This is a genomic window from Haloferax prahovense DSM 18310 (assembly GCF_000336815.1).
In the GTDB taxonomy this organism is placed as follows: domain Archaea; phylum Halobacteriota; class Halobacteria; order Halobacteriales; family Haloferacaceae; genus Haloferax; species Haloferax prahovense.
This window is the reverse complement of the sequence record NZ_AOLG01000046.1, coordinates 37,210-55,005: the sequence shown is the minus strand read 5'-3', so window position 1 is coordinate 55,005 and position 17,796 is coordinate 37,210. Positions and strand designations below refer to the sequence as shown.

Annotated in this window: 21 protein-coding genes; 12 read left to right on the top strand and 9 right to left on the bottom strand. The window is 67.2% G+C overall.

Annotated elements, in window-relative coordinates:
* Positions 1–189: 189 nt before the first annotated feature.
* From glyA to C457_RS11640, 5 genes are all read left to right on the top strand, one after another.
* Complete coding sequence (glyA, locus tag C457_RS11660) at positions 190–1,437, top strand: serine hydroxymethyltransferase (RefSeq protein ID WP_008094866.1); 1,248 nt, start codon at positions 190–192, stop codon at positions 1,435–1,437.
* Positions 1,438–1,536: 99 nt separating this feature from the next.
* Complete coding sequence (locus C457_RS11655; protein ID WP_008094865.1) at positions 1,537–1,836, top strand: DUF211 domain-containing protein; 300 nt, start codon at positions 1,537–1,539, stop codon at positions 1,834–1,836.
* Entirely contained in the window at positions 1,836–2,405 is a 570-nt protein-coding gene (locus C457_RS11650; protein ID WP_008094864.1) for a VIT1/CCC1 transporter family protein, read from the top strand. Before C457_RS11655 ends, C457_RS11650 begins: the two co-directional genes overlap by 1 nt.
* A 99-nt stretch (positions 2,406–2,504) precedes the next feature.
* Positions 2,505–3,398, top strand: coding sequence for a bifunctional methylenetetrahydrofolate dehydrogenase/methenyltetrahydrofolate cyclohydrolase FolD (folD, locus tag C457_RS11645; protein WP_008094863.1), 894 nt, complete (start codon positions 2,505–2,507; stop codon positions 3,396–3,398).
* Between the two features lie 9 nt (positions 3,399–3,407).
* A complete protein-coding gene (locus tag C457_RS11640) occupies positions 3,408–3,914 on the top strand; it encodes an NUDIX domain-containing protein (RefSeq protein WP_008094862.1) in 507 nt (168 codons plus the stop codon).
* 24 nt (positions 3,915–3,938) lie between these two features.
* Here the strand turns inward: C457_RS11640 and C457_RS11635 are convergent, their stop codons facing one another.
* Together C457_RS11635 and C457_RS11630 are read right to left on the bottom strand one after the other, a co-directional pair.
* Positions 3,939–4,172 carry a DUF7385 family protein gene (locus C457_RS11635; RefSeq protein ID WP_008094860.1) on the bottom strand — a complete coding sequence of 78 codons (234 nt, stop codon included), beginning with the start codon at positions 4,170–4,172 and terminating at the stop codon, positions 3,939–3,941.
* Positions 4,173–4,214: 42 nt separating this feature from the next.
* Positions 4,215–4,925, bottom strand: coding sequence for a DUF7117 family protein (locus C457_RS11630; RefSeq protein WP_008094859.1), 711 nt, complete (start codon positions 4,923–4,925; stop codon positions 4,215–4,217).
* Between the two features lie 143 nt (positions 4,926–5,068).
* Between C457_RS11630 and C457_RS20640 the strand changes: the two genes are divergently transcribed.
* Positions 5,069–5,215, top strand: coding sequence for a hypothetical protein (locus C457_RS20640; RefSeq protein WP_004974390.1), 147 nt, complete (start codon positions 5,069–5,071; stop codon positions 5,213–5,215).
* A gap of 670 nt (positions 5,216–5,885) precedes the next feature.
* Positions 5,886–6,173 (top strand): PadR family transcriptional regulator, encoded by a 288-nt coding sequence (locus C457_RS11625; RefSeq protein WP_004044685.1) that lies wholly within the window; start codon positions 5,886–5,888, stop codon positions 6,171–6,173.
* Positions 6,174–6,187: 14 nt separating this feature from the next.
* Here the strand turns inward: C457_RS11625 and C457_RS11620 are convergent, their stop codons facing one another.
* The gene (locus tag C457_RS11620; protein ID WP_008094847.1) at positions 6,188–7,453 is read right to left on the bottom strand and encodes an AI-2E family transporter; all 1,266 of its coding nucleotides are present in this window, start codon (positions 7,451–7,453) and stop codon (positions 6,188–6,190) included.
* Between the two features lie 220 nt (positions 7,454–7,673).
* Here C457_RS11620 and C457_RS11615 point away from each other — a divergent pair, with 220 nt between their 5' ends.
* Positions 7,674–9,026 (top strand): class-III pyridoxal-phosphate-dependent aminotransferase, encoded by a 1,353-nt coding sequence (locus C457_RS11615; RefSeq protein ID WP_008094846.1) that lies wholly within the window; start codon positions 7,674–7,676, stop codon positions 9,024–9,026.
* Between the two features lie 9 nt (positions 9,027–9,035).
* Here the strand turns inward: C457_RS11615 and C457_RS11610 are convergent, their stop codons facing one another.
* The 3 genes from C457_RS11610 to C457_RS11600 form a co-directional block, all read right to left on the bottom strand.
* Positions 9,036–10,421, bottom strand: a complete 1,386-nt coding sequence (locus tag C457_RS11610) for a hypothetical protein (RefSeq protein WP_008094845.1) — start codon at positions 10,419–10,421, stop codon at positions 9,036–9,038.
* 66 nt (positions 10,422–10,487) lie between these two features.
* Positions 10,488–11,468: a flap endonuclease-1 gene (fen, locus tag C457_RS11605; RefSeq protein ID WP_008094844.1), complete on the bottom strand. Its 981-nt coding sequence runs from the start codon at positions 11,466–11,468 to the stop codon at positions 10,488–10,490.
* Positions 11,469–11,495: 27 nt separating this feature from the next.
* On the bottom strand, positions 11,496–12,116 hold the full coding sequence (locus tag C457_RS11600) for a GNAT family N-acetyltransferase (RefSeq protein ID WP_008094843.1): 621 nt from the start codon (positions 12,114–12,116) through the stop codon (positions 11,496–11,498).
* Positions 12,117–12,174: 58 nt separating this feature from the next.
* Between C457_RS11600 and C457_RS11595 the strand changes: the two genes are divergently transcribed.
* Entirely contained in the window at positions 12,175–12,756 is a 582-nt protein-coding gene (locus C457_RS11595; protein WP_049913565.1) for a class I SAM-dependent methyltransferase, read from the top strand.
* 21 nt (positions 12,757–12,777) lie between these two features.
* Positions 12,778–13,194 carry a DUF3054 domain-containing protein gene (locus tag C457_RS11590; protein WP_008094841.1) on the top strand — a complete coding sequence of 139 codons (417 nt, stop codon included), beginning with the start codon at positions 12,778–12,780 and terminating at the stop codon, positions 13,192–13,194.
* 60 nt (positions 13,195–13,254) lie between these two features.
* Here the strand turns inward: C457_RS11590 and C457_RS11585 are convergent, their stop codons facing one another.
* Positions 13,255–14,625, bottom strand: a complete 1,371-nt coding sequence (locus tag C457_RS11585; RefSeq protein WP_008094839.1) for an MFS transporter — start codon at positions 14,623–14,625, stop codon at positions 13,255–13,257.
* Between the two features lie 228 nt (positions 14,626–14,853).
* Between C457_RS11585 and C457_RS11580 the strand changes: the two genes are divergently transcribed.
* Both C457_RS11580 and C457_RS11575 read left to right on the top strand, forming a co-directional pair.
* Positions 14,854–15,102, top strand: a complete 249-nt coding sequence (locus C457_RS11580; RefSeq protein WP_049905039.1) for a hypothetical protein — start codon at positions 14,854–14,856, stop codon at positions 15,100–15,102.
* Positions 15,103–15,174: 72 nt separating this feature from the next.
* Positions 15,175–16,173, top strand: coding sequence for an ornithine cyclodeaminase family protein (locus C457_RS11575; RefSeq protein ID WP_008094836.1), 999 nt, complete (start codon positions 15,175–15,177; stop codon positions 16,171–16,173).
* Between the two features lie 15 nt (positions 16,174–16,188).
* Here the strand turns inward: C457_RS11575 and C457_RS11570 are convergent, their stop codons facing one another.
* Together C457_RS11570 and C457_RS11565 are read right to left on the bottom strand one after the other, a co-directional pair.
* Entirely contained in the window at positions 16,189–16,623 is a 435-nt protein-coding gene (locus C457_RS11570; RefSeq protein ID WP_049913564.1) for a hypothetical protein, read from the bottom strand.
* 62 nt (positions 16,624–16,685) lie between these two features.
* Positions 16,686–17,756 (bottom strand): mRNA surveillance protein pelota, encoded by a 1,071-nt coding sequence (locus tag C457_RS11565; RefSeq protein ID WP_008094832.1) that lies wholly within the window; start codon positions 17,754–17,756, stop codon positions 16,686–16,688.
* Positions 17,757–17,796: the final 40 nt, after the last annotated feature.

Below are 17,796 nucleotides of genomic sequence, written 5' to 3'. Positions count from 1 at the left end.
GTTGTCGCCCGCGGCGGTCGGCCTCGGCAGTCAGTTCGGCTCGGGGACACGTCGGAGACGGTCGGTATCGCGCGTTCGTGTATCTGTTCACGGTAGCACACCACAGAATATACACAGGCGTGCAACACAACACCGGCAGGCGTAGCCAAATGGGACACATTTATGCCGTAATTGGACCGGATACTACGTATGGACTACAGCCACGTCCGCGACGTCGACCCCGCCGTGGCAGACGCCCTCGACGGCGAGGTCGAACGCCAGCGCGACACGCTCGCGATGATCGCCTCGGAGAACCACGTCAGCGAAGCGGTCCTCGAAGCGCAGGGGAGCGCGCTGACGAACAAGTACGCCGAGGGCTACCCCGGCAAGCGCTACTACGCTGGCTGTGAGTACGCCGACGACGTGGAGAACCTCGCCATCGAGCGCGCCAAGGAACTCTGGGGCGCTGAACACGTCAACGTGCAGCCGCACTCCGGCACGCAGGCCAACATGGGCGTCTACCTCGCCATGCTCGAACCCGGCGACAAGATTCTCTCGCTGGACCTGACCCACGGCGGCCACCTGAGCCACGGTCACCCCGCGAACTTCACGGGGAAGCTCTACGACGTCGAGCAGTACGAGGTCGACGCCGAAAGCGGCTACATCGACTACGACCAGCTCGCCGAGAAGGCCGCGGAGTTCGAACCGGACATCATCGTCTCCGGCTACTCCGCGTACCCGCGCGCCGTCGAGTGGGAGACGATTCAGGCGGTCGCCGACGACGTAGACGCGCTCCACCTCGCCGACATCGCCCACATCACGGGCCTCGTCGCCGCCGGCGTCCACCCCTCGCCGGTCGGCGTCGCCGACTTCGTCACCGGCTCGACCCACAAGACCATCCGTGCCGGTCGCGGCGGCATCATCATGTGCGACGAGGAGTACGCCTCCGACATCGACAGCGCCGTCTTCCCCGGCGGTCAGGGCGGCCCCCTCATGCACAACATCGCCGGCAAGGCGGTCGGCTTCAAAGAGGCGCTCGAACCCGCCTTCGAGGAGTACGCTCAGCAGGTCGTCGACAACGCGAAGGTCCTCGCTGAGACGTTCCAGGACCACGGCCTCAGCGTCGTCTCCGGCGGCACCGACACGCATCTCGTGCTCGTCGACCTCCGCGACTCGCACCCCGACCTCACCGGCGGCACCGCCGAGGAGGCGCTCGAATCGACGGGTGTCGTGCTGAACGCGAACACCGTCCCCGGCGAGACGCGCTCGGCGTTCAACCCCAGCGGCATCCGTGCCGGCACGCCCGCGCTCACCACCCGCGGCTTCGGTGAGGATGAGATGCGCGAAGTCGGCGAACTCATCGTGAAAGTCGTCAACGCCCCCGAAGACGACGACGTGCTCGCGGAAGTCTCCGAGCGCGTGCAGGAACTCTGCGACGCGAACCCGCTGTACGAGTAAGCGACGCTCGCAGGCGACCGTCGCGGTCGCACCCGCCCGGTTTTTCTAACCCTTCACCCGAGTAACACTATTACCCGGGCCGCCGTATCACCACTCGATATGGCTCCGATTCGTCGGCTCGTTCTCGACGTGTTGAAACCGCACTCGCCGTCGACGGTCGAGTTCGCCCGCGAGGTCGCCGACGCGGCCGGCGTGGCCGGCGTGAACGCGACGCTCCTCGAAACCGACCGCGAGGTCCAGAACCTCAGACTCGTCGTGGAGGGAGAGGCCGTCGACGACGACGAGGTGGAACGGCGGATTCGCGACCTCGGCGGGACGGTCCACTCCGTCGACGAGGTGGTTGCGGGCGAGACGCTGGTTGCGTACCGGGACCAGCCGCAGGACCCGTCGTCGTCGTGATGTCGGCTCGCCTCGCTTCGCTCCTGCGCGACGACCGCGTCCGCGCCATCTCCCGCCGGTACTTCGTCTCGAACGGCTTCGACGGCGCGCTGACCTGCATCGGTCTCGTCATCGGCGCGTACCTCACCGGCGTCACGGAGGGGCTGACGGTCGTGAAAATCGGCGTCGGCGCGGCGGTGGGCCTGACGACCTCCGGCGTCTGGAGCGTCTGGGAGATAGAGCGCGCCGAGAAGCGGGCCGAACTGGGCCGCATCGAAGAGGCCATGCTGACCGACCTCGGCGGGACCGCGGTCGAACGCGACAAGGTCGCGGCGCGGGGAATCAACGCGGCCGCTAGCGGACTCGGACCGCTCGTCGGCATCGTCGTCCCGCTGCTCCCGTTTCTCGCGGTCGGCACGCTGTTGTCGATGACGTGGGCGACGCTCGCCTCGGTCGGCCTCGGGACGGGCATCCTCTTTTCGTTCGGCGCGTACATGGGGTCGATATCGGACCAGCGGTGGTACGTCGCCGGCCTGCGGATGGCGCTCGCGGGCGTCGCGGTGGCCGCGGTGAACCTGCTGTTCGGGTGACTGTTTGTGACCACATTCGTGTATATTTTGAACTCATTGAGGCCGATAATACGCACGAATCCGAATCTTTGAAATGGGCGGGGCGCGCTGTCTGAGACAATGACGACCATCATCGACGGCAACGCCGTCGCCGAGGAGATTCGCGACGGGCTGTCCGATGCTATCGACGCGCTCGACGAGGCCGGCGTGAAGCCGGGGCTCGCGACCGTGCTGATGAGCGACGACCCCGCCAGCGAGACGTACGTCTCGATGAAACAGCGCGACTGCGAGGAGGTCGGCATCGAGGCGTTCGACTACGAACTCGACCCCGAGACGCCCGCCGACGAACTCTACTCGCTCGTCGACGACCTCAACGACGACGACGAGGTCCACGGCATCCTCGTCCAGATGCCCGTCCCCGACCACGTCGACGACCGGACCGTCCTCCGTCGCATCGATCCCGCCAAGGACGTCGACGGCTTCCACCCCGAAAACGTGGGCCGCCTCGTCGCCGGCGACGCCCGCTTCAAGCCCTGTACGCCCCACGGCGTCCAGAAGCTCCTCGCCGCCGCCGACGTGGAGACCGAGGGCGCTGACGTGGTCGTCGTCGGCCGCTCGGACATCGTCGGCAAGCCCATGGCGAACCTGCTCATCCAGAAGGCCGAGGGCGGCAACGCCACGGTCACGGTCTGCCACTCGCGCACGGACGACCTCGCAGCGAAGACCCGCGAGGCCGACATCGTCGTCGCCGCCGCGGGCGTCCCCGAACTCGTCACCGGCGACATGCTCTCCGAGGACGTCGTCGTCATCGACGTGGGCGTCAACCGCGTCGATGCAGACAATGAGAAAGGCTACGAACTCGTCGGCGACGTGGAGTTCGAGTCCGCGAAGGAGAAGGCCAGCGCCATCACGCCCGTCCCCGGCGGCGTCGGCCCGATGACCCGCGCGATGCTCCTCTGGAACACCGTGAAGGCCGCCGCCGAGGCCGAGGGCGTCGACGTGGACCTTCCCTGAGTTCGGGACGTGAACCCCCCGTCAGACGCCGACATCGACGGCGAGTGGACGTACGACGTGGACGGCGTCGTCCGGCGTCGGAACCGCCACGACCTCGACGCCGAGGCGTTCGCCCGCGCCGTCGAGCGTATCGAAGACGGCCTCGAGTGGGGCGTCGGCGCGCTCTGCGAGCGCGACGGCGCGGTGCTTCTCGTCCGGCAGGACGGCCAGTGGGTCCTCCCCGGCGGCGGGGTCGAAGCCGGCGAGACGAGACGCGAGGCGCTGGTCCGCGAGGTCGCCGAGGAGACCGGCCTCGACGCCGACGCGGGCGCGCTTCGAGTCGTCACGGAGCAGTCGCTCCACTACGGTGAGGACGCCGCAAGCTTTCGATTCGCGATTTACGAGGCGACCGTCGCGGGCGACCTCACCGACGACCCCGGCCTCCAAGACGAGGCCATCGCCGACGTAGCGTGGTTCGAGACGCTCCCCGACGACACGCTGGACCGCGGGCTGATTCGGTTCCTGCTCGGGCGCTGACGCGCGTCCGACCGCAACTTGTTCTCACTCGTGCGTCGCCACGAGCAACTGGTCGTCGCCCCGCCGAACACAGAACCGGGTGTCGGCGTCCACGTCGAAGCTGTGGGCCGCTCGGTCGGAGATGAGCAGTTGCGAGAAGTCGTCGCCGCAGGCCGGACAGGCCACGCCGTCGCGGTTCTCGACGAGCATCGTGTCGCCGTCGTCGCGAAGCAGTTTCACCCGGTGGCGCACGTCGTGGATGTCGAATCCGGCAGTCATCGTCGGCGAAGGGTCGTCGTGGAGGAAAAACGTTCGGAAGCGTCAGAACAGCGCCGCGAGCGTGTCGCGGGCCGACGCGAGCGCGTCGAGGTCGTCGTCGACGAGCGCGGTGTGTATCTCGCGGGCGGCCTCGACGAGCGCCTCGGACTCCGAAAACGAGACGGCCCCGTCGAGCGCTTCGACGCGCTTGCGATGGTTCGAGAGGGTTTCGAGCGTCGTCCTGACCTCGGGGTTCGGGTTGTCGTCGAGCCACGTCGAGAGGTCGCGGCAGTAGTCGTCGATGGCCTCGGCGTAGGCGAGACCGCGGGAGTCGGCCATCGACTTGGGCACGGCGTCGGGGTCGGGGCGCTCTCCCTCGTCGGCGCGGCGGAGCAGGGTGATGACGTACAGCTGTTCGTCGTCCGTGGGCCGGTTCGACCGGGCGACCACATCGACTGCGTGGAGCAGTTCGTGAGCCGCCAGCGGGGTGTCGCCGAGGGGGAGCAGTTCGCCCCCGCGGATGTAGCCCGTCTGCCGGATGTAGTCGCGGAGGTCGGACTTCAACGCCGGGGCGGCGTCGCGAATCGACCCGTCGCCGACGGCCGATCGGTGCGCCGAGAGGTCGAGGTCGATCTGCATGGCGGTGTGGCGTTCCCTGTCGCCGACGCCGACGCTCCGGAGGCTCCCGCACTGCGGGCACGATACGCTTCCCGTCTCGTAGTACGACCACCGGTGGTCGCACTCCTTGCACTCGCGCTCGCCGCGTATCTCCATGCGACTGGGTTCGACCCGGCGGCGCAAAAGCACGGCGACCCGACGCCGGGGCATCAAGTGCGAGGCGAGTCGACGCGGCCGCGAGCGGTCGCCAGCCGAGACGACCGCCGGGCTACATACGTCCGGCGGCCTACCGTCGGCATATGCGAAGCGAATCCGAGGTCCGAGAGCAGTACGAGTTCCTGAAGGACGAACTCGACTCCGACGAGATGCGACACGAGGGGGTCAGAAAGCTCATGACCCATTATAAGCGGGCACTCGGCTGGGTCCTGGAAGAGGAACACATGTGAATTTCATAACATAAATCTTCGAGCAGAGCGGAACCGCATCGTTTCCGGAATTCGGCGCGTGCGTGCCACTCAGGGACAGTTGGCCGAATTGTCAATGTTTGGCACGCGTCGTTATCTTTAAGTGAAACCGAACAGTAGCCGATAGTGACGCTTCGCTTTGGAGGGCCGAAGCGTCAGCGGGGACCAATTCAGGGCGGCATGCCGTGCCGGAGATTTCCGGCACGGCTTGCTTTCCTTCTGCGCGAAGCTACGACCCGAGAGCGACTGTTTCATTCGCGCCGCGTTCGAGTACACCCGAGCTCCGGCTCCGGCCGTTCTCGGTGGTCATCCGAGTCGTCAGCTCGTTCTTATCACACAGGCTACGTGTTCGACCCGCCGCCAGTCGTTCCGAGAGAGTGGTGACGCCACCACCTCGCCTCGGATTTCCGTTTTGGATAGTCGAGTGATTGTCCATTGATAACACTTAACAATCTACTCCCTTAATGCGCCCGAGCCGTCCATTTGTGGACATATCCGGACATCGAAACGGCAATTTCGGGGAATTAGTAATTTGGACTACATAATTGCTGATGGAGTATCTCGGAGACTAGCGGGTTTTCGAGGGAGAATCGTCGGTCGAGGCCGATATGCTTATCTGAATTAGACAGTAACATACGAGTCGAATTTACCGATGTACGACCTGACAGGATTCCAGCGAGACCTGCTGTACGTCATCGCGGGTCTCGAAGAGCCGCACGGACTCGCCATCAAAGAAGAACTCGAAGCCTACTACGAAAAGGAGATTCACCACGGGCGGCTCTACCCCAACCTCGACACGCTCGTCGAGAAGGGGCTAGTCGACAAGGGCCAGCGCGACCGCCGGACCAACTACTACACGCTCACCCGCCGCGGTCGCCGCGAGATAAAGGCCCGCGACGAGTGGGAAGCGGAGTACGTCCCCGAAGACTTCGAAGCGTGAGCGGGCGACTCGGACTACCCGTCCACACCGGCGTCGGACGGCGACCGTGAGTCACGACTCGATTTCTCATCTCGGTCGGTAAACGTCTCTAGCCCGTCCGATTCGCTCTCTTCCGGTCGGTCGGTCGCGGCTGGTTCTCGCGGTTCGTCGTCCGCCTCGTCGGCCGTCAACTCCTCGACCGGCGGGCCGTCGACCAGATGTCCGGGGTCGACCATGTACGGCCGAATCGGCTTCCCCGCCAGGAGCTCCGGCAGAACGAGCCGGACGAAGTTCACGAACAGCACGAGTATCATCGGCATGAGGAAGATGCCGTACCAACCGAACAGGAGCGGACCGAACGTGTAGGCGAGCATCACGGCCCCGACGTGGAGGCTCCGTCCGGAGACGTACGGCCGGAGCACGAGGTCGGGAATCGTGTCCACGATGACGAACGAGACGGCGGCGAAAAGCAGGACGAACCAGAACCCGGGCGGGTTGGCAATCGTCGCTTCGAGAGCCATGTAGGCAGCGACGGGGACGTAGACGAGCTTCATCCCGACGACGGGGATGAGGCTCGCGACGCCGGCGAGCAGGCCGATAAGCGCCGGTGCGGGGATGTTGACGCCCACGGGCGCGATGACGTTCAAAAGCGAGTACGCGATGACTCCGATAGTGCCCGTGAGGATGGCGTTCAGGATGTTGCCGAAGAAGATATTGTTGAAATCACGGTCCACGCCGCGCATGTAGGCTTCGAGGATGCCGTGGTCGTCGGCGAACATCGACTGGCCCCACCGGCGGAGTCGGTGCCCGTCGCGGAGGAGATAGAACGCGAACGCGATCATGACGAACAGGTGAATCGCGCCGATACCGAGGAACGCGAAGGTGTTGGCGGCGACGCTCAGCGAGTCGAACACCGAGCTGATCGCCTCGGGAGTCAACACCGACCGGAAGTCGTACTCCAACAGCGCCTGCGGGCTGGCGATTCCCTCCAACAGCGTGGGGTCGATGCCGTAGGCTTCGAGGTCGATGGGCACCTCGTCGGAAGAGAGTTGGTCGGCGTATTTCAGGAACTCGCGGAGGGCGATGGTCGCGGCGTAGACGACGAGTCCGAGCGCGGGGAGCGCGAGGGCGAAAAGCGCCACGGCCGCCGCGAGGCTCGGGGGCTTCACCCGCCTCCGAATCCGCCGGTAGATGGGTCGCGTGGCGTAGTAGATGAAGAGACCGAAGACGAACGTTCCGATAAAAGAGTAGACGACGTAGGTGAGCGCGCCCGCGAGGACCAACGCGAGCGACCACCACATCGCGCGGGAACGCTGGATGTCGGGGAGAGCCATACCCAACACGGACGCGGAGGCGTCAAAAGCCTATCGCGGGAGCGACAGGTCACGACGTCACACCGTCACGTTCCGCCGTCGAAGGCGTCCTCTCGTGCGGCGAAACCGACCGACTGGACCGCGCCCCGGCCGATATTGCACCATTAATAACGAATATCTTAACACACGTGTCTTCGTACCGAGCCGCATGGACCGAGAGACGGCGGTGCCACGCGTCGATTCGATGCCCGGCGAGAAAGCGCGCCAGTGGGTCGAGTACCACCACGAGCACGCCGCGCCGAGCACGTACGTCTACGATTTCGTCTGGGACATCACGGCGGAGTCCGAGGGGCCCTTCTGCACCGACGTCGACGGCAACGTCCTCCTCGATTTCACGAGCCACGTCGCGGCCGCCCCGCTCGGCTACAACAACCCGAAGATACTGGACCGCATGGCCGAGTTCGACCTCGTCGACCCGACGAAAATCGCCGGGCAGGACTTCTACGTCAGCGACGGCTCCGCGCCCGGCGAGGAGCGGCTTCCCGGCCCCGCCGCGCTCATGGACAAACTGACCGAACTCACGAGCCACTACGGGATGGACACGGTGTTCCTGTCGAACTCCGGAGCCGAGGCCGTCGAGAACGCCATCAAAATCGCCTACGACCACGCCGACGGCGCGAAGTACGGCGTCACCTTCGAGGGCGCGTTCCACGGCCGCACCCTCGGCGCGCTCTCGCTCAACCGCTCGAAGTCCGTCTACCGGCGCAAGTTTCCCGAGATTTCGGGCGTCCTCGACGTGCCGTTCTGCGACGACCGGACCTGCTCGCCCGAGACGTGTTCCTGCGGCTTCTTTCCCGACGCCGACTCCGCGGTCTCCAAACTCCGGCAGAAGCTCCACCCGAAGAAGGGCCACATCGACGCCGACGAGGTCTCCTACGTCATCGTCGAACCGATTCAGGGCGAGGGCGGCTACCGCTTCCCGTCGGACGCCTTCGCAGAAGAACTCGCCGCCGTCGTCGACGACTACGACCTGACGCTCATCGCCGACGAGATTCAGACCGGTGTCGGCCGAACCGGCGAGCTGTGGGGCTCCGACCACTACCCCATCGAGCCCGACATCATCACCGGCGCGAAGGGCCTCCGCGTCGGCGCGACCATCTCGAACGACGAGATATTCCCCGACGAGACCTCGCGGCTCTCCTCGACGTGGGGCGCGGGCGACATCGTCTCCTCGATGCAGGGCGTGTTCACCCTCGAAGCCATCGAGGAGTACGACCTACTCGACAACACCGTCGCCCGCGGCCGCCAGTTCATCGAGCGGATGCGCGACGACGCGCCCGACACCGTCGTCGACGTGCGCGGCAAGGGCCTGCTGCTCGCCGTCGAGTTCGATACCAAAGAACGCCGCGACGCCGTGCAGGAAGCCGCCCTCAAGCGCGGTCTCCTCACTCTCTCGTGCGGCTACAAGGTGCTTCGAATCCTCCCGCCGCTCGACGTGACCGCCCGCGAAATCGACCTCGGCGCGACGATGCTACTGGACGCCATCGAAGACGTGTCGTAACGTGGTCGGTCAGTTCGTGTCGAGGCTGACGACGGGTTCGACCACGTTCCCGAGTTCGCGCATCATTCCAGCACCGACGAGGTAGTACACCGCCGACTCGACGCGCTCTTTCCACGCGGGACCGTCGCCCATTTCGAGACTCACGTCGCCGGCGCGGATAATGCTCGCCGCCTCGTTCGCGACGACGCCCGCGAAGTTCGAGTCGTACTCGTCGCGCGTCGCCCGAAAGTCGCGCATTGCACGGCGTTTCGCTCGGAACGACCGGCCGGAGTCGTAGTCGGTATCGCCGGGTTCCACGTCGAGGGCGTCGAGCGCGAAGTCGTGGGCCTGTCGCGCGAGGAGGGCACGGGCGGTGTCGACGAACTGCTTCGCGGTCAGCCCGCGCTCGTAGTCGCCGACGTATCTGGCGTCGTTGTCGAAGCAGAGCGTGAACAGTTCCCACCGGGCGGCCCCGTAGGGCGTGGATTGGTCCAGGTCGCGCTCCTCTTCGATTGTGGTCCGCACCTCGCTTCGGCGCGGGTACTCGTCGAGTTGAGCGCGGAACGACTCGATAGCGTCAGTGAGTCGGTCCCGGTACGGGGTCGCGTCGTCTCCGAGATTCGCTCGGTACTGCTCGCGATGATGGCGGGCGGTCCGGAGGCGCTGTTGTGCCTGCAACTGCGAGCCCCACTCGCCGGCGAAGTCGTGTGCCGAGTAGTCCATCGACTCGCCGCCGTCGTCGACACCGTCCCAGCTTATCTCGATGCGCGCGAACGAGAGGAGTCGCTCGACGGCGTAGGGAAACGCGAGGTCGCGGCCGGGGTCGGAGACGCGGTACTCGGAGAGTGACGACGCGAGGTCGTCGGCCGCCCGGTCCAGTTCGCGGCCGCGCTCGACGAGGAACTCGGGGTCGTCGTCTCCGAGCGCAACAGTCGCGTAGCCGACCGTCTCACCGGCGTACTGAAGCCCGGAGGTCGCAGACCTGAGTCGGTCGCGAGCGCTTCCCCAGTCCTTCGCAGATTCGAGGTGACCCCCCGCCGGCGACCCGCGGAGGTGAAACCGCATCTCCTCGCCCACCGAATCGAGGTCGATTCGCGAACGCAGTTCCGTCGCTTGCTCGACAGTCTCTTCGAGTCGCTGCACCGCCGCGTCGGCGTGCGCGTCGCTCACCGGCGGCTGCCAGACGTAGTTACTCGACGGGTCCGGATACACCGTCGTCAGCCAGTCCGTAATCGGGTCGGGAAGCCACGTCGGCCTGAACCAACCGATACCGCCGACCGCGCCCGCGCCGCCGACGAGGCCGAGCAGTTGACGACGCGAGAGCGAAGAGCGGTCGTCGGGGCGGGGCGCGTCGGAGGGAGAGTCGGAAGAGGAGTCGAATCCGTCGTCCGCGGGAGGAGCGTCGTCGGGGGACACACGCCGGAGTTCCGAACCGGCCCGTGTAAACGTGTCGGCGGGCTGTTGGCTCGGCGCGAGCGCGGCCTACGTCCAGCGGTCGAGGCCGGTCTGCGTGACCGACTCCTCGATTCGCTCGAAGCCGCGGCGGACTTCCTCGGGGTCGACCTCCCACGTCTCGGTGACGAACTCGCGGGCGGCGGCCACGTCGGGGTCGATGTCGGTGTCGTAGTCGTAGTCGTCGGTGACCGGCGGGTCCAAAAAGAACTCGCGCACCCGGTCGGCGTTGGGGATGGTGTCGCCGCGGGCTTCGAGGACCGACCAGAGGTCGCCGTGTTCCGTGACGACTTTCACGGCCGTCTTCGGGCCGATTCCCGTGATGCCCTCGTTGAAGTCGGTCCCGCAGAGCATGGCGATATCGACGAGTTGCTCGTAGGTGATGTCGTGTTTGTCGAGCGTCGCGTCGAGGTCCATCAGCTCGGGGTCGCCCTTGCTCGTGAGCTGTCGGAGCGTGTAGGGCGCGCCGAACAGGAGGGGGTCGTAGTCCTCGCTGCCCACGTAGTCAGCGTCGCCCTTGCGGGCCATGTAGGACGCCTGCGCCTCGCCTTCCGCGGGCGCTTCGACCACCGGCACGTCGAGCAGCGAGAGGAGTTCGCGGCTGGTGTCCTGAATCGTCTCGGTGAGCCGCTGGGTGCGCGCTTCCATCCGGGCTGCCTCGACCGCGTCGCCGGCCTCGCGGGCCTCTTCGAGCCGCGCTTCGGCCTTCTCGCGCTGTTCGCGGCGCTTCGCAACCTCGTCGTCTTTCATCTCCGTGACGCCGCCGTCGAAGACGAAGACGGGCGTCAGGTCGTGTTCGAAGAACTTGGGGAGCCCCTGGACGATGCCGACGAGGTTGGCGACTTCTTCTCCCGCGTCGGTCGTGTACTTCTCCGAACTCGTCCACTTGACCGTCGTCGTGAGATACCGGTACAGCCAGTTGTGGGCGTCGACAGCGACGACGCTCCCGGCCACCTCGTCGAACGACACCTCGGAGAGCGCGGCGAGCGTCCGCAGGTCTGCGTTTCCCATTTGCTCGGCCTTCGGGGGCCGAGGGTTTCAATCGTCCGAGTGAAGTCCGCCGACTCCGGGCGGCTCCGCCCCCTCGCGCGCCGCGAGAAACGACCGCTCCGGGTCGCCGAGGTCGCGGGCGCGGTAACGGTCGAGGCCGGACTGGTACGTCTCGCGTGAGACCGCGACGGGCACGTCGGCGGGGCGCTCCAAGACCAACTCGGCGACGCCCGTCTCGCGGCCCGTGAATCCGAACCCGGCCTTGTGGCACGCCTCGTAGGCGAAGGGGTTGTTCGCGGCGATGCGGACCGTCTCGTAGCCGCGGTCCGCGGCGGCTTCGCAGGTCCGCCGGAGGAGATCGGGACCGAGTCCGTCGCCCCGGCGGTCCCGCCGGACCGTGACGTACCGGAGCCAGAGCGTCGTCGGGTCCGTTCGGTCCTCGTTGAACGCGACGGCGGCGACCACGCCCTCGGCCAGCGGCGGCAGGGAATCGGGGCCGCCGGTCGGCGCGGGTCGGTCGTCGTCGAGCGCCGTCAGGGGCGCGTCGGGGTCGCGAAACACCGTCTTGCCCGTCCCCGCGGTGACGAACTTCCCCGCGTAGGCGAACCGCCGGTAGTCGAGGCGGAGTCGCGGCCCGTCTTCGGGCCATCCGAGCAGGTCGAACTCCATGGCCGAGATGGGACCGCCGCGCGCAAGAACCTTCCCCGACGGGGCCGTGGAGTCGGGCATGCACGGCGCTGGCGACGTTCGGTTCTTCGACCGCTTCGCACCCGTTTACGACCTCGTGATGCCGCCCGCCGACCCCGGCGCGCTCGGGACCGCGCTCGACCGCGCCGACCGCCCCGTCGAGCGCGTCGTCGACATCGGCGGCGGCTCCGGGCGGGCGACTCTCGCGCTCGACGTTCCCGAGCGAGTCGTCCTCGACCGCTCGGCCGGGATGCTCCGTCGGGCGCGCGAACGAGGCCTCGACTGCGTCCGCGGCGACGCCCGAGGGCTTCCCTTCGCCGCCGACTCACTCGACGCCGTGACCGTCGTGGACGCCTTCCACCACATGCCGAACCAGCGGGGCGTCGCCGAGGAGGTCTTCCGCGTGCTCGCGCCCGGTGGGGTGTTCGCCGTCAACGAGTTCGACCCCGAGACGCTCCTCGGACGGGGGCTCGTCGCCGCCGAGCGGGTCGTCGGCTTCGGCTCGGCGTTCGCCACGCCCGACGAGCTCGTGCGCTTTCTCGAACGCGTCGGGTTCGAGGCCGACGTGGTCGAACGGGGCTTCGAGTACACGGTGGTCGGAAAAAAGCGGGAAAGCCATTAGGGGGGCGACGAATCCTCGCCTATGGCAACCTCGACTTCGTTCTTAGAGGAGCGACTCGATGCCGGGGCGTTACCCATCGCGGTGGGCGACGTGCTCGCCATCTTCCTCCTCGTCACCGTCGGCGTGGTTCAGCACAACGGGGTGTCGTACCTCTCGGCCGACCCGGTCGGCTGGGTACTCACCTCGGTCCCGTTCCTCATCGGATGGCTCGTCACCGCCCCGCTGTTGGGCGCGTACTCGCCGGGCGCGGCCGAGTCGGCGAAGTCGGCCGTCCCGCTCGGCATTCGCTCCTGGCTCGCGGCGACCGTCATCGGCATGGCGATTCGCTGGACGCCGCTTTTCGAAGGCGGCGTCGAACTCACGTTCGTCGCGGTCATGCTGGTGCTCGGCTCCGTCGCGCTCGGCGTCTGGCGGACGCTGTACTTCAAACTCGTCTGAGGCGCGGAGACCGGACCGAATCCGTCCGTCAAAAACTGTTTTTCGGCCGATCGACCGCCCTCAGGCGGGCGTCGGCCGTCGTCGCAACAACGTCACGCCGAGGAGCGTCGCGGCCGTCGCGAACCCGGCGAGGACCACGAACAGCGCCGTCGAGTCGGCGACGGTGAGGATGTAGCCGGCGATGGCACCGCCGAGCGCGCCGACGCCGAACACGCCGAGGTAGGTGAACCCGTACGAGAGCCCGCGGAGCCCGGCGGGCGTGTACTCCGCGACGGTCGCCTGATAGAACGGCTGGACCATGAACAGGAAGAAGCCGAGGAGCGCACAGATTGCGAGGAGCGGGCCGACGCCGAGGCTCGCCACGGGGAGAAAGGCGACGGCGATGACGGCGAGCGCGCCGAAGCCGGCGACGATACCGCGTTCGGTCCTGATGCGGTCGGTGAGCTTCCCACCGACGTACTGCCCGAAGACGCCGACCGTCAGGAGACCGGCGTAGACGAACAGTTCCACGTCGAGCGTCGGCGCACCACCGGCCGACCCGGACGCGAGGGCGGCGGGGAGGAGTTCGGAGACGGGTATCGGCTCGATGCCGATGACCGAACCGAGGAGGTCCGGCAGGAACGTCGTGACGCCGCGGTAGTAGAGCCCCGAGAACATCACGAGCGCGAAGACGAGCGCGAACCCGCCGGCGAAGAGGTGCTTCGACTGCGAGACCAGTTCCGCGAACGAGGAGACGCCCGCGCCGGCTTTACCGTCGCCGCCGGTGTCGCTGTCGTCGTCGGTGTCGCCCGTCTCACCGCCGTCGGTCGCGGCGACCGCGGCCTGCTCTTCGAAGTTGGCGCGGGTAGCGAGCGCGGCGGCCACGAGCGCCGGGAGCGCGAGCACGCCGGCGACGAGGTGCCAGTCGAAGAACAATAAGAGGAGCGCGGTGAGGAAGGGGCCGAAGCCGATGCCGAGGTTCCCGGCGATGCCGTGGTAGGCGAAACCGGTTCCGCGTTCCTCGACGCCGGTGCTGATGAGCCGGAGTCCGGCGGGGTGGTAGACGCTGGCCGCCGCACCCCAGACGACGAGCGCGAGGGCGACGACGACGAGGTTCGGCGACAGCGCGAGCAGGACGAACGACCCGGCCATGCCGAGGAGACAGGCGACGATGAGACGCTTGGAACCAACGCGGTCGACGAGGATGCCGCCGGGCAGCGCCCCGAGGCCGAACAGCGCGAATCCGAGGCCGGTCATCACGCCCAGCGAGGCGGTCGTGACGGGAACCGTCGCGAGGCCGAGGTCGATACTCGCGAACTCCCCGAGCCAGATGGCCACGAAGATGGGGATGGACAGTTCGTACGTGTGGACCATCCCGTGGGCGAGCATCACCAACGCGACGATTGAGCGGTCGTTGCGGTTCACGTCTCCGGCCACGGCACCGACTCCCATAATCGTGTGGAGTTCCGGCAGACGACGCGAGCGCCGGCCCGACTGTTCGGGCGAGAGGCACAATCCACAGTATCGAATTTGTGATGTTCTCGTGGGGCTACAAACCCTCCGTCGTCTTGCGATTATCTCGCCATAAGTTATGAGAAAGGTATCAGAAGGTCACAAAAACAGTATCGGTCATCTATGGGAAAGAATTATACCACTTACGTCCGTAGTATGCTATATATTATGACCGGATATTACGACTACATTCTTGGGCTCATTCCGCTCACACTCCTCGGCATCACCGGCACGCTTACCGTCGCCGGGTTGCAGTTGACCACGGCAGTGCCGATGGCAGCGGGCATGGCCGCGCTCCTCACCGGCCACGCGCTCTTCGTGAACGGGCCCTCGTCGCCGTCCCCCGCCCGCCTCGACGAACACGCCGGTCCCAACGCCGCTGACGCACCCTCTCCTTCGGTCCTCGACGCAGACTAACCCCCAACCCGCGCCCGTCCGGTCGGTTCGCCGGCCCGCAGGGTTTTGACCGCAGGTCTCGTTTTTCCGACCATGACAGCGACCTTGTTCCTCACGAGCGACGAGGTTAGCGGATTGGCGACCCCTTCCGAGTACGTCGAGGCCGTCCGCGAGGGCTACAGACAGCGCGGCGAGGGCGCGCCGGCCGAGCCGCGGACGAAACTGTTCAACCGCGAGCCGCCGGGCATGCTCACCTCCTACGCGGCCGTGCTCCCCGAGACGGGCGCGATGGGCGGCTACATGTACTCCGCCGGCTTCGGCGCGGAGGACGCGTGGTTCATGACGCCGCTTTTCGACGCCGAGAGCGGCGAGCCGCTGGCGCTCCTCGACGGCGCGAGTATGAATCCCTTCAAGACCGGGGCGGCGGGCGGAGTCGCCATCGACGCCCTCGCCCGCGACGACGCCTCGACGCTCGCGCTCATCGGGAGCGGCGCGCAGGCCCGCGGACAGCTCCGGGCCGCCGCGACCGTCCGCGACCTCGACACCGTCTGGGTCTACTCGCCGACGAAGGAGAGCCGCGAGTCGTTCGCGGGCGAGCTGGACCGCACCCTCGACGCCAGCGTTGCCGCCGTCGCCTCCAGCGCCGCGGCCGTCGAGGGTGCCGACATCGTCGTCACCGCCACGACCGCCGCGGAGCCGGTGTTCGACGGCGACCTGCTCGAACCCGGCACGCACGTCACCGCGATGGGTCAGTACCACCCCGAAAAGCGCGAACTCGACGAGACGACCATCGAGCGCGCGACGTACGTCCCCGACCTCCGCGAGCGCGCCACGATGGACGCCGGGTCGTTCCTCGCCGCCGTCGAGGCCGGCGTCGTCGACGAGGACCACATCCACGCCGAACTCGGCGAGGTCGTTGCGGGCGTCGCCGCCGGGCGCGAGGACGACGAGGAGATAACCGTCTTCGACAGCGGCGGCACGGGCATCGAGACGGTCGCCGCGGCGCACATGCTCTACGAGAAGGCACGCGACGAGGGACTCGGAACGACCATCGACTTCTCGCCGGCGAGCGAGTCACTCACCGGCCAGTAAGCGTCCGCCGGCCGGTCAAATCGTCAGTCGCGCGACCCGCTCGGTCCCGACGAGGACGACCGGAACGAGCGCCAGCGCGCTGACCCCGACGACCGCCGGGACGACGATGCCCGGCCAGAACGCCCCCAGTTCGGTCTGCGCGAACGCGCCGAGCAGGGCCGTGCCACCGACGACGAGGCTGTAGTACGCCGAGCGAATCGGGAGCGTCGGCAGGTGGCCGGGCCGCGGCCACGACCCGGTTCCGACGTAGCCGCCGCGGAAGGTGCCGACGGCGACGGCGCTCACTGCGAGGGCGGTGAGACCGGACAGCGATACCGCGGCTCTCGGGGTCGCGAAAAGCAGGAGCCAGAGCGTCGGAATCGCCAGTACCGACACCTCCCACGCGGCGAAAAACACCTGGTCGAGCCAGCGGTCGACCCGCCTCGTCGCCTCCGAGAGCCCCCTCCGAATCACGACTAGACGTTGGTTTCCGGCGGCTAAACGGTTTCTCCGGCGATGGCGGCGAAGGCGGTCTACTGGAGCCGGTACCGGAGGACCGCGGCGATGCCGCCGAGATTCTTCAACTGCTCGCCGGGCTGGAACTCCGCCGAGAACACGGTGACCTCGCCACCTTTCTGTTCGACCGAGTCGATGATGTCGTTCACGTCCACGTCCCAGTCGCCGTCGCCCTGTCGCTCGGCTCGGAGTCGAGAGTCGAGGAGAAGCAGGTGTTCGACCGCGCCGAACTCCGCGGCCTCCGCGACCTGTTCGACGCCGTAGGCCGCCTTCGCGCCCGTCGAGATGTTCTCCATCAGTTCGTCGATGAGGTTAGCCTCCTCGGCGATGCGGGTCTGTTTCTGCACGTCGTCGACCGCGCCGCGCTTGAGCACCTCGTGGACGCCGCGGTCGCCGACGCCGGCGGTGTCGACGGTCGTGACGATTGTCTCTGCGACCTCGGGGAAGTTGTTCTCGAAGTAGTCCATCGCGTCGTTCTTCGTGAAGCCCGGTCCGGCGAGGATGATGGCGTCCACGTCGAGATGTGACAGCGCGGACCCGAGTTCGTCGAACAGTTCGGACCGCGGGCGGGCGTACTCGCCTTTCCCCGTCGGCTTCGTGAGCGAGGCGTACTCGTCGGTGCCGTACTGGGCGACGGTGTGGATGTAGGCCGCGCCCTCCTCGACGGTCGCGATGGCCACGTCGGGGTTCTCGGCGGCCTGTTCGGCCGTCTCGATGCGGTCTATCTGGTCGGCCTTGAAGTGCTTCTCGATGGTTATCTCGGCGCGCTCCTCGACGTTGAGCGTGTGGTGGTGGCCGAGTTGGTCCTCGCGGGAACAGGAGACGATGACGCCGCCGACGCGGAGGCGGTTGGCGAAGCGCGCGAACTCCACGTCGTCGACCTCGATGGTGACGTTGAGGTGCTCGCGCTCGCCGCCGGTGTCCCGCATCTGCTCGTCGTCGCGCTGGATGCGGCGGGTGGTGTCGCCGGAGACGAGGTCACCCGGTTCGAGGACGTACGAGAGGTGCCAGAGGTCGTCGACGTTCTCGGGGACGAGCGTGATTCGCTCGCGCCCCTCCTCGCCGCGACCGCGGCTCGAAATGCGCATACACGTCCGGTCGTCGGGGAACGGAAAAGAGTCCTGCTAT